This window comes from Mycolicibacterium arcueilense (genome assembly GCF_058536225.1).
Window position 1 is genome coordinate 87,345 of sequence record NZ_JBZTYL010000016.1, and the last position, 14,021, is coordinate 101,365.

General features: G+C 66.1%; 12 protein-coding genes. 3 read left to right on the forward strand and 9 right to left on the reverse strand.

Going from position 1 to position 14,021, the window contains the following annotated elements:
- Positions 1–9 precede the first annotated feature (9 nt).
- From AC4LGL_RS19095 to AC4LGL_RS19120, 6 genes are all read right to left on the reverse strand, one after another.
- The gene (locus AC4LGL_RS19095; RefSeq protein WP_491840151.1) at positions 10–1,197 is read right to left on the reverse strand and encodes an NAD(P)/FAD-dependent oxidoreductase; all 1,188 of its coding nucleotides are present in this window, start codon (positions 1,195–1,197) and stop codon (positions 10–12) included.
- Positions 1,194–2,486, reverse strand: coding sequence for an FMN-binding glutamate synthase family protein (locus AC4LGL_RS19100; RefSeq protein WP_491840152.1), 1,293 nt, complete (start codon positions 2,484–2,486; stop codon positions 1,194–1,196). The genes AC4LGL_RS19095 and AC4LGL_RS19100 overlap by 4 nt, the downstream gene beginning before the upstream one ends.
- Positions 2,486–3,208, reverse strand: coding sequence for a protein glxC (locus tag AC4LGL_RS19105; protein WP_491840153.1), 723 nt, complete (start codon positions 3,206–3,208; stop codon positions 2,486–2,488). The genes AC4LGL_RS19100 and AC4LGL_RS19105 overlap by 1 nt, the downstream gene beginning before the upstream one ends.
- Positions 3,196–4,065 (reverse strand): class II glutamine amidotransferase domain-containing protein, encoded by an 870-nt coding sequence (locus AC4LGL_RS19110; protein ID WP_491840154.1) that lies wholly within the window; start codon positions 4,063–4,065, stop codon positions 3,196–3,198. The genes AC4LGL_RS19105 and AC4LGL_RS19110 overlap by 13 nt, the downstream gene beginning before the upstream one ends.
- A gap of 14 nt (positions 4,066–4,079) precedes the next feature.
- Positions 4,080–5,384: a type III glutamate--ammonia ligase gene (gene glnT / locus AC4LGL_RS19115; RefSeq protein WP_491840155.1), complete on the reverse strand. Its 1,305-nt coding sequence runs from the start codon at positions 5,382–5,384 to the stop codon at positions 4,080–4,082.
- A gap of 133 nt (positions 5,385–5,517) precedes the next feature.
- Entirely contained in the window at positions 5,518–6,771 is a 1,254-nt protein-coding gene (locus tag AC4LGL_RS19120; protein WP_090517592.1) for an ammonium transporter, read from the reverse strand.
- A 188-nt stretch (positions 6,772–6,959) separates the two neighbouring features.
- Between AC4LGL_RS19120 and AC4LGL_RS19125 the strand changes: the two genes are divergently transcribed.
- Genes AC4LGL_RS19125 through AC4LGL_RS19135 form a run of 3 tightly spaced genes read left to right on the forward strand, consistent with a single transcriptional unit; the run spans position 6,960 to position 9,672 of the window.
- Positions 6,960–8,270, forward strand: coding sequence for a cytosine permease (locus tag AC4LGL_RS19125; RefSeq protein ID WP_491840156.1), 1,311 nt, complete (start codon positions 6,960–6,962; stop codon positions 8,268–8,270).
- On the forward strand, positions 8,267–8,953 hold the full coding sequence (gene biuH, locus AC4LGL_RS19130) for a biuret amidohydrolase (protein ID WP_491840157.1): 687 nt from the start codon (positions 8,267–8,269) through the stop codon (positions 8,951–8,953). The genes AC4LGL_RS19125 and biuH overlap by 4 nt, the downstream gene beginning before the upstream one ends.
- Positions 8,950–9,672, forward strand: coding sequence for a GntR family transcriptional regulator (locus AC4LGL_RS19135; protein WP_491840158.1), 723 nt, complete (start codon positions 8,950–8,952; stop codon positions 9,670–9,672). Before biuH ends, AC4LGL_RS19135 begins: the two co-directional genes overlap by 4 nt.
- A 5-nt stretch (positions 9,673–9,677) precedes the next feature.
- Here the strand turns inward: AC4LGL_RS19135 and AC4LGL_RS19140 are convergent, their stop codons facing one another.
- From AC4LGL_RS19140 to AC4LGL_RS19150, 3 genes are all read right to left on the reverse strand, one after another.
- Positions 9,678–10,856, reverse strand: coding sequence for a lipase family protein (locus AC4LGL_RS19140; RefSeq protein WP_491840159.1), 1,179 nt, complete (start codon positions 10,854–10,856; stop codon positions 9,678–9,680).
- Positions 10,857–10,921: 65 nt separating this feature from the next.
- Positions 10,922–12,292 carry an alpha/beta hydrolase-fold protein gene (locus AC4LGL_RS19145; protein ID WP_491840160.1) on the reverse strand — a complete coding sequence of 457 codons (1,371 nt, stop codon included), beginning with the start codon at positions 12,290–12,292 and terminating at the stop codon, positions 10,922–10,924.
- A gap of 138 nt (positions 12,293–12,430) precedes the next feature.
- The gene (locus AC4LGL_RS19150) at positions 12,431–13,912 is read right to left on the reverse strand and encodes a hypothetical protein (RefSeq protein WP_491840161.1); all 1,482 of its coding nucleotides are present in this window, start codon (positions 13,910–13,912) and stop codon (positions 12,431–12,433) included.
- Positions 13,913–14,021: the final 109 nt, after the last annotated feature.

Consider the following 14,021-nt stretch of genomic DNA (forward strand, 5'->3'; position numbering starts at 1 on the left):
CACTCCCGTCTAACGCATCTCCCCGGCACCGACGTACGGATACCGGCTCTTGAGCAAATTGTCCTCCGCGAACCGGGCGAGCCGGAAATCCGACTCTGGTATCCGCGGGTCGCGGCTGTGTCCCTCGGTCACCAGGTCGGCGATCAGGTTGCCGACCGCCGGCGCGATCTTGAAGCCGTGCCCGCTGAATCCGGCCGCCACCAGCAGGCCGTCGATTCCGGTCGCGGAGATGACCGGGTTCCAGTCGGGGGTGACGTCGTAGCAGCCGGCGTAGCTGCCGCTGATCGCCGCGTCGGGGAATCCCGGAAATCGCGTGCCGACCTTGTCGACGGTCAGGTCGACGAATCCGTCGGTGGCCCGGTTCAGGTAGTCGTCCGGGTCGGCGGGCTCCAAATCGGCCAGATCGGAATTTCCGAACAGCAGCTCGCCGTTGGGTTCGGGCCGGATGTATTGCAGTGAGACCAGGTCGGAGAACACCGGTACGGGGCCCGTATCCACCCCGGGTTTGATCGTCACGATCTGTTCCCGGTGCACCCGGATGGGCACGTCGACGCCGTAGGGCGCCAGGAAGGGCCGGGCCCAGACCCCGGTGGCGACGACGACGGTGCCTGCCGAGAGTCGGGTGCCGTCGGCCAGTTCGACTCCGGTGACCCGGCCACCGTCGAGCATCAGCGCGGTCACGTTGGCGGCCTGTCGGATTCGTACCCCGGCGGCCCTGGCCGAGACCGCGAACGCCTGCGCGGTCTGGTAGGCGTCGCCGTATCCGCCGCGAGCCTCCCAACCGAAGGCCGCGAACGGTTCCAGATCGGCCCACGGCCACAGCTCGGCCACCTCGGCGGCGTCGATCTCCTCGGTCTGCACCCCGACCTCGCGTTGGGCGGCCAGACTCTTACGAAGGTTGCCGACGTTGGGTTCGCCGACGCCGACGACGTAGCCGGTCTGCCGGAACCCGATGTCGGTGCCGAAGATCTGCTCGGCGTTCTCGAAGACCTCGAGACCTACGGTCGCCATCGCGGCCAGCGAGCTGACCCCGTAGTGGCAGCGCACGATCCCGCTGGATTTCCCGGTCATCCCCGAGCCGACGGTATTGCGCTCCAGCACAGTCACATCGGTGACGCCGCGCTGACTCAACGCCCAGGCTGCCGCGGCCCCTTCCAGTCCGCCACCGACGATGACGACATCTGCGGTGGCGGTCACAGGCCCGGAATCCAGTTCGTGCCGGCCAGCGGAACCCGCGCTATCGCGGCGGCTTCGATGGTCACAGCTACCAGGTCCTCGGGCTCCAGATGGCACACGTGGGCCTTGCCGCACGCCCGGGCGATGGTCTGCGCCTCCATGGTCAGCACGCGCAGGTAGTTGGCCAGCCGGCGGCCGCCCTCGACCGGGTCGAACCGGGCCGCCAGCTCCGGGTCCTGGGTGGTGATTCCGGCCGGATCGCGTCCGTCCTGGAAATCGTCGTAGAAACCGGCCGCGCTACCGAGCTTCTCGTACTCGGCGGCGTAGCGAGGGTGGTTGTCGCCCAGCGCGATCAACGCGGCAGTGCCGATCGCGACGGCATCGGCGCCGAGCGCCAGTGCCTTCGCGACGTCGGCGCCCGAGCGGATCCCGCCGCTCACGATCAGTTGAACTTTCCGGTGAACGCCGAGCTCCTGGAGAGCCTGCACCGCCTGCGGTACCGCAGCCAGGGTCGGGATGCCGACGTGCTCGATGAACACCTCCTGGGTGGCGGCCGTGCCGCCCTGCATTCCGTCGACCACCACCACGTCGGCGCCGGCATGCACGGCGAGCTTCACGTCGTAATAGGTGCGAGTGGCCCCGACCTTGACGTAGATGGGCTTCTCCCAGTCGGTGATCTCCCGCAGTTCGTTGATCTTGATGGTCAGATCGTCGGGCCCGGTCCAGTCCGGGTGCCGGCACGCGCTGCGCTGGTCGATGCCTTCGGGCAGTGTGCGCATCTGGGCCACTCGCGGGGAGATCTTCTGGCCCAACAGCATTCCACCGCCGCCCGGTTTGGCGCCTTGACCGAGCACCACCTCGATGGCGTCGGCCTTGCGCAGATCGTCGGGATTCATCCCGTAGCGCGACGGCAGGTACTGGTACACCAGGTGCTTGCTCTGCCCGCGCTCCTCCGGTGTCATGCCGCCGTCACCCGTGGTGGTCGAGGTGCCTGCCTCGCTGGCCCCGCGGCCCAGGGCCTCCTTGGCCGGACCGGACAGCGCGCCGAAGCTCATGCCAGCGATGGTGACCGGGATGTTCAGGTGCAGTGGATGTTTGGCGTGCCGGTCACCGAGCACCACGTCGGTGCCGCAGCGTTCCCGGTAGCCCTCCAGCGGGTAGCGCGACATGGATGCACCCAGGAACAGCAGGTCGTCGAAGTGGGGCAGGCGGCGTTTGGCGCCCCAGCCGCGGATGTCGTAGATCCCGGTCTCGGCGGCCCGCTGGATGTCGGCGATGGTGGATCGATCGAAGGTGGCGGATTCGCGCATCAGTACTCACTCGCATTGTCGACGTGGAAATGGTAGAGGTTCCGGGCGGACCCGTAGCGGGTGTAAGCGGCGGTGTCGTCGTCGCCGAAGCCACTGGCGGCCAACAACTCCGCGAGTTCGGCATGGTGCTCGGGCCGCATCGGCTTGGCGATGCAGTCCGCGCCCAGTGAAGCCACCGCGCCCCGCACGTAGATGCGGGCCTCGTAGATCGAGTCGCCCAGCGCCTCCCCGGCGTCGCCGCGCACCACCAGACGTCCGGCCTGGGCCATGAACGCGCTCATGTGGCCGATGCTGCCGCCCACGACGATGTCCACACCCTTCATCGAGATGCCGCAGCGGGCGGCTGCGTCTCCCTCGATGACCAGCAGCCCGCCGTGTGCTGTGGCACCCGCGGACTGAGAGGCGTTCCCGGTGACGCGCACCGTGCCGCTCATCATGTTCTCGGCAACGCCGGTCCCGGCGTTGCCGTTGATCGTGACCTCGGCGAGCTGGTTCATCCCAGCGGCGTAGTAGCCGACGTGGCCCTCGACGGTCACCCGCAACGGCGCGTTGAGGCCGACGGCGACGTTGTGGGCACCGTCGGGATGCGCGATGACGTGGTCACCGTCGACGCCCGGCTGGTGCAATGCGGCATTGACCTCACGCAACGGCGTTGTGCGCAAATCGAACCGCGACAGATTCCCCGGTCGCTGCGCTCCTGCCCGCCGTATCAACGTGTCCATGCGTAGACCACCTCCGGTTCCGGTTCCCAAATACGTGCCTGCTCGACGCCGGGCAGCCCGGCCAGGGCCCGGTACTCGCTGGCCATCGCCACCCAGTCGGCGGTTTCGGCGATCACGGCCGGCTTGCACGCGATGGCGTCGCGCACCACCGCGAACGAGTCGTGATCGGAGACCAGCAGGGTGTAGAAGCCATCAAAGGTGGCGCAGAGCTCCTTGAGTGCGGTGGCCACGTCGCGGCCCGCGGCCAGTTGTTCGGCCACGAACCGGGCGCCCACCTCGGTGTCGTTCTCGCTGTCGAACCTCACACCGGCCCGGCGCAGGTCGCGGCGAATGGTGGCGTGATTGGCGAAAGATCCGTTGTGCACCAGGCACTGTCCTGGGCCGACGGTGTAGGGATGGCAGCCCGACGGCGTCACCGCGGACTCGGTGGCCATCCTGGTGTGCCCGACACCCTGCCAGCCCTGGGCCTTGGCCAGACCCCAGGCCTCGGTGAGCGAGCGGGGATGGCCGACCCCTTTGAGGACCGCCAGATCGGCGCCGAACCCGGAGATCAGTGCCGTCGGGTAGGCCGCCCGCACCAGGTCCAGCAGCTCCTCGGACTCCATGTCCGCCGACAGCAGGTACGTCGAATCCACCTGCACCACATCGACATCCGGACCCAGATCGGGCCGCTCCGCGACATCGGTCACCGAGACACAGCCCTGCCCGTACGGTGACCACTCCGGGTCCCCGTAGACCGCGATCCCCGCCGAGTCGGCACCGCGGTCGGACATCTCGCCGAGCATGGCGGCGAGCAGTTCCCCCAGCCGCGGATACAGCTCCGGTGTGCGTAGGTGTAGCCCCACGATCCCGCACATGTGTTGTCTCCCTTCTAGAACGCCGTCAGGTATTGGTCGATCTCCCACGGCGTGACGGTGCCGTGGTAGGCGAAGAACTCCTCGCGTTTGACGTCGGCGAAGTAGGAGGCGACGCCGTCGCCCGCGACGTCGAGCACCCCGGTGACGATCGGATCGGTCTCCAGCGATTCGACCGCGTGCAGCAGTGTGGGCGGCAGTGCCGCCGGTCCCTGGGCTCCCACGGCTCCCGGGTCGAGGCTGCGTTTGACGCCGTCGAGCCCGGCGCCCAGTGCCGCGGCGATCGCGAGATACGGGTTGGCCGACCCGTCGCCGCCGCGCAACTCGATGCGCTGACTGTCGGGCACTCGGATGTAGTGGGTGCGATCGTTGCCGCCGTAGCTGGGTTTGCGCGGGGCCCACGAGGCGCCCGATGCGGTCGAGGTCGCGCCGGTCCGCTTGTAGGAGTTGACCGTCGGGGCGACGACGGACTGCAGCGCGCAGGCGTGGTCGAGGATGCCACCGATGAACGCGTACGCCGTCTCGGACAGGCCCAGGCCCCGCTCGTCGGCGTCGGCAGGGAAGACCGGGGTACCGCCGCTGGTCAGCGACAGGTGCAGATGCAGACCACTGCCGGTGCGGTCGCTGAAGGGCTTGGGCATGAAGGTGGCCACCATGTCGCGTTCGCCGGCGATCATCGACAGCAGGTAGCGCAGCGTGATCACCCGGTCGGCGGTGGTCAGCGCATCGGAGAACTCGAAGTTCTGCTCAAACTGCCCGTTGCCGTCCTCGTGGTCGTTGGCGTAGTTGGACCAGCCGAGGGTGTTCATCGCCGTCGAGATCGCGGTGAGGTGCTCGTACATGCGGGTGACGCCACGCGCGTCGTAACAGGGCTGGGCGGCGGTGTCGGCGGCGTCGGCGGTGGCCAGGACGCCATCGGCGTTGCGCCGCAGAAGGAAATACTCGACCTCGGCGCCCACCCAGGGTTCAAATCCGGCGTCGGCGGCGCGCTGGATCAGGCCCTTGAGGATCACCCGCGGTGCATACGGCCACGGTGCGCCCCCGACGTGAGGGTCGCAGTGCACGAGGGCCAGGCCCTCCTTGATGAACGGGATCGGGGTGAACGAGGCCGGGTCGGGGATGGCGACGAGGTCCGGGTCCTTCGGTTCCTGGCCCATCGCGCCGACGGCATAGCCGGCGAAGCCCACACCCTCGGTGGCCAGGAGCTCGACTGATTCAACGGGAACCAGTTTGGCGCAAGGCTTTCCGCGCAGGTCCACGAACAGCGCGAGGATGAACTTGGTGCCGGATTGTTCGGCGAGGGTGGCGAGATCGGAGGGCATAGCACCAGCACTTTCGTCTCTTGTTAAGAATCAAAGTATCACTGTAGGAAACTTCGGCAAGTCGAGGAAACCCCGGTCACCGGCTGCCGCGGATGCGGGTCCTCGGCAGCCGGGCCGGGGATCATCTTTTCTGTCAGGCGAATTCGAGCTCGTAGGCCGAATCCCGGTGGAATGTGGTGTCGATACCCTTCTCCTCTTCCTCGGAGGAGATGCGGATTCCGATGGTCTTCTTCAGGACGAACGCGATGGCGAAGGCAACCGCGAACGAGTAGGCCATCACCGCACCGGCCGCGACCGCCTGCTTCCACAGCTGGTCGAATCCGCCGCCGTAGAACAGGCCGTTGGTGGCATTGGGCATGCCCTCGCTGGCGAAGAAGCCGATCAGCAGGGTGCCGACCACGCCGCCGACCAGGTGTACGCCGACCACGTCGAGCGAGTCGTCGTAGCCAAGCTTCTCCTTGAAGCCGACGGCGTAGACGCAGATCGCCCCGGCGATGGCGCCGACGAAGATCGCGCCGATCGGGGTGACCGCACCGCAGGCCGGGGTGATGGCCACCAGGCCGGTGATCGCGCCCGAGGCGGCGCCCACGCCGGTGACGTGGCCGTCCTTGAGTTTCTCGACGCCGATCCAGGCCAGGGTGGCCGCGCAGGTGGCGACGAAGGTGGTGACCATCACGATGGCAGCGGAATTGCCTGCGGCCAGGGCGGATCCGCCGTTGAAGGCATACCAGCCGGCCCATAGCATGCCCGCGCCGAGCAGGGTCAGGGGGACGTTGTGCGGCTTGCGCAACTGGCCGAACATGGCCGACTTGCCGAGCACGATGGCCACGGCGAGGGCGGCCGCGCCGGCGTTGATGTGCACGGCGGTGCCACCGGCGAAGTCGATGGCGTGCAGCTTGTTGGCGATCCAGCCGCCGACCGAGTTCTCGGTGACGACACCGTCGAAGGCGAAAACCCAGTGTGCGACCGGGAAGTACACCAGGACCGCCCAGGCCGCGGCGAAGATCATCCAGGCGCCGAACTTCATCCGGTCGGCGACCGCACCCGAGATCAGCGCCACGGTGATGGCCGCGAACAGCGCCTGGAAGATGGAGAACAAGCTGACCGGAAGCCCCGCGACCGTGGTCATCGGCTCCATGAGGTCCTTCATGCCGGCGAATTCGGTGAAGCTGCCGACGAATCCGCCGTAGGACGTCCCGAAGACCATCGAGAATCCGAACAGCACCCACAGCACGCCCACGAGGGCGACTGCGCCGAACGTCATCATCATCATGTTGGTCGAGCTCTTGACCGAGACCATGCCGCCGTAGAACAAGGCAAGGCCGGGGATCATCAGCGTGAGGCCGATGATGCAACACAGCATGAACGCCGTGGTTCCTGTATCCATCAACATCTCCTGGGGGTGGCGGCCCGGGCGGGCCGATCACTGGGAGTTGACGACGTTTCTGTTACGTGGACCCACCTGTTGTGTTGCGACGACGTAAAGCTGAGTGCCGGACGCCCGTGAGGACCTCGTTACGGAACGTTCATCGACAGAAATGCCAGGGAAATCCGTATACCCGACGGTATACAGCCATGGATACAGCGCTCGCCGAACAGCATTCGGCGCTTGGTGAGGAGTACGAGAACCAGCCCGTCCCGCTGACCGCCCGCAAGTCACTGTTCGCGGTGTCCGCGGTGTGGGTCGGCTTCCCGATGATCATGACCTCGGCCGTCTTCGCGGGCATCGTGGTCTACAACCTCGGCTTCGTCATGGGCTTGGTCGCCATCGTGGTCGGTGACCTGATCCTGATGGGCTATGTCGGCACACTGAGCTACCTAGCCGGCCGCTCCGGCAAGAACTTCGCGCTCACCGCGGCCGACACCTTCGGGACCCGGGGTTTCCGCATTGTCTCGGCCTTCCTCTCGGCATTGGTGATCGGCTGGTTCGCCTTCCAGACGGGCATGGTCGGATCCACGCTCAACCTCTCGATGGGCTGGAGCGCGCCGTGGATCACCCTGCTGGCCGGGGTGCTGTTCGTGGCGTTGACCTTCGTCGGGATCCGTGCGATCTCCTGGATCGGGGTGGTGGCCTCGGTGTTGTTCATCCCGCTCGGCGTGGTGGCGGTGATCCTGGCCGCCGGTAGCGCCGGCGGGATCGGATCGGCGCTGGATTACCGCGGCGGCGCCGGCGTGAGCGCCTTCGGCTTCGGCGTCGCGGTGACCATGGTGTTCGCCTGCTTCGCCGACTCGGGGACCATGACCGCTGACTTCACCCGGTGGGCCCGCAACGGCAGAGAGGGCGCATTGGCGGCATTCTCCGCGTTTCCGGTCGCCTACCTCATCGCTCAGCTGGCCGGCGCGTTCGTGGTCGCACTGGGCGCCGCCGCCGCACCCGGCACGGCGGGCGGTGACTTCCTGCATGTCCTGGTCGGCGCCGGGGGAGTCCTGGTGCCGTTGGCGATCGTCTTCGTCTTCGTCAACCTCGGCAGCGTGTGTGCGCACTGCCTCTACAACGGTGCGGTCGGGTTCGGCAACATCACCGGAAAGACCATGCGTCAGTTGACGATCGTGCTGGGTGTGGTGGGAACCGTCGCCGCCGTCGCAGGCATCTGGTCGTACTTCGCGACGTGGCTGAACATTCTCGGGGTGCTGGTACCCCCGATCGGCATCGTGTTGATCCTCGACCAGTTGGTGTTCGCCCGCCGCCGGGCCACCGCGGCTATTGCCTGGAAACCGTTCGCGGCGTGGGGAATCGGAGCCGGAGGCGCGCTGCTGACGCACTTCTACGCCCCGCAACTTTCCGACGCGGTGGTGGCGATGGTGGTCGGCGGGTTGGCCTTCACTGCGTTGGCGTACCTGCCGGTCCGCGCTGTGCAACCGGCGCTGGTGGGAGAAACCGCATGATCACCATCGAGGCCAACCCCTACGTCTGGCCGTATGACGGTGACATACCCACCGGTCGGACGGCATTGATCAACATCGACTGGCAGGTCGACTTCTGCGGTGAGGGCGGCTACGTCGACAGCATGGGCTACGACCTGTCGCTGGTGCGGGCGCCGCTGGGCCCCGCGCAGGAGGTGCTCGCAGCGGCCCGCGCGGCCGGGCTCCTGGTCATCCACACCCGCGAAGGGCACCGCCCCGACCTCTCGGACCTGCCCGCCAACAAGCGGTGGCGGTCGGCGCAGATCGGTGCCGAGATCGGATCGACCGGACCGTGCGGCCGGATCCTCACCCGGGGCGAGCCGGGCTGGCAATTGGTGCCCGAGATGGCCGATCTGCCAGGCGAACCCGTCATCGACAAGCCCGGCAAGGGCAGCTTCTACGCGACCGATCTGGACCTGGTGCTGCGCACCCGCGGCATCACGCACCTCATCTTCACGGGCATCACGACCGACGTGTGCGTGCACACCACCATGCGGGACGCCAACGACCGCGGATACGAGTGCCTGGTCGTCTCGGATGCCACCGGGGCCACCGACTACGCCAATCACGTTGCGGCACTGAACATGATCACCATGCAGGGCGGGGTGTTCGGGGCGCATGCCGCCAGCGTCGACGTGGTGGCCGCGCTCAAGGAACTGCAATGACGTCGGCACCGATCACCGAACCGGTCTCCCTGCGTGACCGCGTCTACCTTGACCTGGGCAAGAAGCTCATGGTCGGCGAGATCGACCATCGCACGAGGCTGGTCGAGTCGCAGCTCTGCGAGACGCTCAACGTCAGCCGGACTCCACTACGGGAGGCGCTGGTCCGGTTGCATGCAGACGGGATGCTCGAACGCAGGCCCGACGGCTACTACCCGGTGGCGTTGGACATCCCGGGCGTCCGCGACCTCTACGAGCTGCGCATCACCATCGAACTGCGCGGCATCACCAGGATCCTGGAAACCGACGAGCTGCGGTACGACAAAGACCGGCTCGCGGCGCTGCGCGCCGAGTGGCTGGGGCTGAAGGCCAGCCCGCCCCCACCGGACGGCGACATGGTGCTGCGCGACGAGTCTTTCCACGTCGAACTGTGCGCGGCATCCGGGAACAAGGCGATGGTCGCCACGCTCGACAATGTCAACCGGCGGATCCGGTTGATCCGGATGTATGACTTCGTCACCGAAGAACGGGTGATCGCCACCATCGATGAGCATCTCCAGATCGTCGACCTGCTCCTCGACGATCAGCTCGACGCTGGCCGCACTGCCTTGCATGAGCACGTCGGCGCGAGTTTCGAGGTCGTAGAGCGGCGTGCCCTGCGGGCGTTGAGTGCCCGGGCGCTCGGCCAGTCGGTCACCTCGCTGGAGGCGCTGTGGAAGTAGCGGGCCTAGCTACGGCCCTCACAGTCGTTCGGAGCGGGTGCCGATGTGAATCGGTCGTTGATCCATGACAGCGTCGCTGTGGAATCGAGCTGGGGCTGTGGATCCTTGCGGATCGTGATGGTGTCGCCTAGCTTGCATGCCGCGTTGAGTGCGCGGTCAGTCCAGACGGCCGGAGTCGCCGGTTCGGTCCCGCTGTACGCGACCAGCATCGGAGCCCGTGTCGGCCCCTGTGGCAGGTTGACCTTTTGAAGGAATCCACGCAGGGTGTCCATCGCTTCTGCGGAGGCCGGTCGCAGATCATCGGGGGGAACCTGGGCAGCGACCTGCGCGGCTGTGGGCGCGGATTGACAGCCAAGCAGGTTGTCCCACAGCTGTTCGGCGGCGCCGCGCCGGAAGTCGTCAAGGTTGATCGCATCGGGATATGCGGCTTCCAGTCCGGCCAGGAACCGGGCGAGGACAACCTTCTGCTCGTTGTTCAAGGTGCCGTTCTCGGCGGCGTCGGCGAGACCGTCGAGGTCCGTCATGGGCGACATGCTCACGGAGCCCGCGAGTTCGAGCTCGTATGAGTAGTTGTCGGCGAGCTCATTGGCCGCCCACGCGGCCTGACCGCCTTCGGCGATTCCCATCGTCAGCCATGCACCCGATGTTTGCGGTACCACGATCCGCGCGGCCTGAGCTCCGTCAACCAAGTTGTAGGCGGCCGTCGTCGAGTCCAGATACGGGTGATACTGCGGTTCCATGTCTTCACCGGTGGAGGGATGACCAAGCCCCTGGAAGTCCGGAACTGCCACGACGTAACCGGCTTTCAACAACGCCACAACAGTCGGGATAAGCCCGACCAGGGTAGGGGAACCGGACGGTGCGCAGTCAGGGGCAGTCCCGGTGGCTCCGGGTGCCAGTGCGACGATCGGGAACCCGTCTTCGGGCGCGTCCCCTTTGGGCTTGAAAACGGTAGTGGTGAGCGTTGATTGGGTGTCATCGATCCCAGATCGGGAGATATGGGTGACGAGATCGATCGATGCGGCGGCATCTCGCAGCGGTTCTGCAGCGTTCGTCACAGGAACGGAACCGAGGTTATGGGGCGCCTCTTCCTCGGACTGTTCGGCCTTGTCCGGTGTTCCGCAACCGGCGAACACGAGCGTGGCGGCCGAGAGCGCGACCAGTGCTTTGTAGCCTTTGCGCATCAACAGATCTCTCTCCTCGTCCTATGCCGACATGACAACATTCAGCGATGTCGACCAGTGCATTCCTACTTGCCGGCGGTCCCGGGCAACTGTCGATCTCGCACATCTGGGGTGCCGAGTGCGCTTGCCAGCCACGGCAGAGCTGCGTCGAATGCTGCGCCGGCAGATTGGAAGTCATGTGCGCCCTTGTAACCGACCACGGAACATTCGATGTTGTAGCCGCTGAGCAGGGCACAGAGTTTGGTCGCGTTGGGGGCGTGTTCCTCCGAGTAGGTGTCCCAGTCGGCAATCGAGTCCTCGGAAGGCGGCGTGGTGCTGGCGTCGCGGTGGACGGTCGGTGTGTCGTCGGCGACACCGAGCCATGCCGACAAGTCGTCGTACGGACCGTGGCGGGTGATGATCGTCTTGGGGTCGAACGATTCCCAGGCATTTTCGTCGCCTCCGAACAGTCGCGCGACGGTCTGGTCCTTCGTGCCCGCATTGGGGCCCAAGGTGCCGTCGAGCCAGACGAACGCACTGAACATGTCGGGGTTACGCACTGCGGTGAGCAGGGAGCAGGTAGCGCCCGTGGACCAGCCCACCAGCCCCCAGTTCTCGGGCTTCGAGCTGACCCCGAACCGGGAGATCATGTATGGCACCACGTCTTTGGTGAGATGTGCGGCGGCGTTGCCGCGGACGCCGTCGACGCATTCGGTGTCGTTGTTGAATTTCCCTGATATGTCCGGGAATACGACGATAGGGGCATTGCCGTGGTGCAGTGCTGCGAAGTCGTCCAGTGTTTGAAGCGCTTCCGTGGACTGGAGCCAGTCGTTGGGATGGTTGAACTCTCCGCCCATCATGATCACCGCCGGCAGTTGCGGCGGCGGGTTGCTGGAGAACCAGGCCGGCGGGAGGTACACGACCTCGGTCCGGTGCGCGAAGCCTGAAGCGTCGGCCGGGATGGTCACCCGCACGACGGTGCCTCGGGTGGGTACCTCACCTTTCTGCTGCAACGCGGCGAGTTCGGATTCGTCGATCCATTGTTCTGGCTCAGTCTGCGTTACCCGCAGCCACGCCGCGCGGACCGTGGGAAAGTATCCGGTCGCCGTGTTGAGCGCGGAGAACCCGCACACGACGACCAGCACGACCGACAGAATTGCCACCAGGCGTCGCCACCACTCAGACCCGCGCCATCCTGCGATCAAGACTGTTGCAGTGAACCCGAGCATGGCAGTCCAGAAGACCGTTCCGAACGCGATGGCGTCGGCTGACCAACCCTGATCGCGGACGATCAGTCGTCCGGCCGCCGCCAGGCCCACCCCAGCGAGTACCGCGACGAGCAGCCATCGTCGCAGCCATTCTCGGGACCGTCCACGTCCGATCGCGACCACGATCGCCGCCAGTGCGAGAATCTGCAGGGCTATCGGAATCAGACCGCTGGTCAGAGACAGGTTCATGGGATAAGGCCCTCGCAATCATCTAGGGCGGGTGTCGGTATGAATCGATCGTTGGTCCGTGTCAGCGTCGCGATGGAATGCAGCTGGGGCCTCCTGTTCTGCACGGCACGTCCTCTCATGCTGTTCCGGCTGAAGCACCTATTTGCGGGATCTGCGCCGCCACAGGAGAACTCCACCGATGGCCGCGGCCACCGCGAGCACGATGGCACCCGCAATCTGGAGTCCGTGGCCACCGCCTGACTGCGCGAGCCCAGACTCGTTGTCGTCACTGCGGATCGACACATTGACGGGCGTTCCCGCTGCGCCGGCCGCCAGTACATCCCCGGTCAGCTGTGCCCAATTGATGTCTGGCCTTTCGAGATAGTCGATCAGCGGATCGACCAGAGACCACGAATCGGTGGTCGTGACCAGTGCGACGGTGCGGTTGCGTGGGTTGTCGGCGAAGACCTGGACTGATCCGAGGCCCTTGGTCATGTCGGCGCGCAACTGCGTCGGCAGATCGACGGTGAGGGCCGAGCCGGCACCGTTGAGCGGCGGGTTCAGCGTCGTGTGTTTGAGCGTGTCTGCGTTCGCCACGATGAGCGCGGAATCGGACGCCTCGGCCGCGGCTTTGACGTCCACGACCTGCGGTAGCAACTGAGCCTTCGTCTGGCGTGCGATGTCAGTGATGAGGCGAGTGGTGTAACCGAGCTGGTTTGGACTGGTTCCGTCAAGCGCGACGTAGAACTTTGGGCTGAACTCCGAAGGCAGAGCGCTGAATCCGCCAGGCGCCGATCCGCCGCGCTTCACGGTCAGGGTCGACTGGGGGTCGACCTGAAAAGTGAGTGGCGCGATCATGGGCCCGCACAGCTGACGCGGAGTGTAGGTCAGGGCGAAATCAAGACTGACTCGTTGTGTGAGCGCCTGCTTCGGTAAGTCGAAGGTTGCGTCGAGTCGGCCGGTCTGGTCGAGGGCCTGGGTGTGTACGACGACGCCGTTCGCACGGACCATCACCGTTCCCGCATCGTCTTTCGCCACCGGTGTGTAATCGGCAAGTAGGTGAACTTGGGCGTTCTGGATGCGACCGGCCCCCAACGCAGCTCGATCGGTGCTGACAGACATATCTCCGGATCGCAGCACCTCCGCCCGGCCTTTCATCCCGAGCTGGTCAAACGTAAGGGTGTCGCCACTGGGAGTGGGGCCGATGCCGGCCTGGTACACCCTGGCAGTGTCCACCTGCGCCAACGACTGCAGGTCATTGACGATCAGCGAGGTCTGTGCGGTCAGTTCGTCGCCGCGACCAGAGAGTCGGAGATACGCACCGGCAGCCCCGGCGTTGGCTACGTTGAGGCCGGCGGGACCACGTTCGACGACGACCGCACGGGTCAACGGTCCGGTTGGCGGTGGCGTAGTTCCTCGCGGTTGACTCATCACAGCGATTCCGAGAGGTTGGGGCGCGTACTGCTTGACCAAGGCTGATGCCAACGTGAGCACGGCCTGCTGCTCGGATGCATCCGCGTCGTTGGGAGCGTAGATGACAACCCGTTGAAGGACCGGGGGAAAGAACGTGCCAACGGTCGCCGGTGATGGCTCCGTTCCGGTGAAATCCACATCCAGATCACTGATTTGAAGCTGTTGCATTGGCCCGCAGATCTGACCGGTGCTGTCGGCCTGTCGTGCCGTGAACGACAATCCGATCGCCGAGCCCCGTACGCGGGCAGCCGAAATGTCAACGGTGAAGGGCGTGACC

Coding starts and splice junctions, on each gene's coding strand:
- AC4LGL_RS19100 (WP_491840152.1), bottom strand. CDS start 2,486: ATGCGCGAATCCGCCACCTTCGATCGATCCACCATCGCCGACATCCAG.
- AC4LGL_RS19105 (WP_491840153.1), bottom strand. CDS start 3,208: ATGGACACGTTGATACGGCGGGCAGGAGCGCAGCGACCGGGGAATCTG.
- AC4LGL_RS19110 (WP_491840154.1), bottom strand. CDS start 4,065: ATGTGCGGGATCGTGGGGCTACACCTACGCACACCGGAGCTGTATCCG.
- glnT (WP_491840155.1), bottom strand. CDS start 5,384: ATGCCCTCCGATCTCGCCACCCTCGCCGAACAATCCGGCACCAAGTTC.
- AC4LGL_RS19120 (WP_090517592.1), bottom strand. CDS start 6,771: ATGGATACAGGAACCACGGCGTTCATGCTGTGTTGCATCATCGGCCTC.
- AC4LGL_RS19125 (WP_491840156.1), top strand. CDS start 6,960: ATGGATACAGCGCTCGCCGAACAGCATTCGGCGCTTGGTGAGGAGTAC.
- biuH (WP_491840157.1), top strand. CDS start 8,267: ATGATCACCATCGAGGCCAACCCCTACGTCTGGCCGTATGACGGTGAC.
- AC4LGL_RS19135 (WP_491840158.1), top strand. CDS start 8,950: ATGACGTCGGCACCGATCACCGAACCGGTCTCCCTGCGTGACCGCGTC.
- AC4LGL_RS19140 (WP_491840159.1), bottom strand. CDS start 10,856: ATGCGCAAAGGCTACAAAGCACTGGTCGCGCTCTCGGCCGCCACGCTC.
- AC4LGL_RS19145 (WP_491840160.1), bottom strand. CDS start 12,292: ATGAACCTGTCTCTGACCAGCGGTCTGATTCCGATAGCCCTGCAGATT.
- AC4LGL_RS19150 (WP_491840161.1), bottom strand. CDS start 13,912: ATGCAACAGCTTCAAATCAGTGATCTGGATGTGGATTTCACCGGAACG.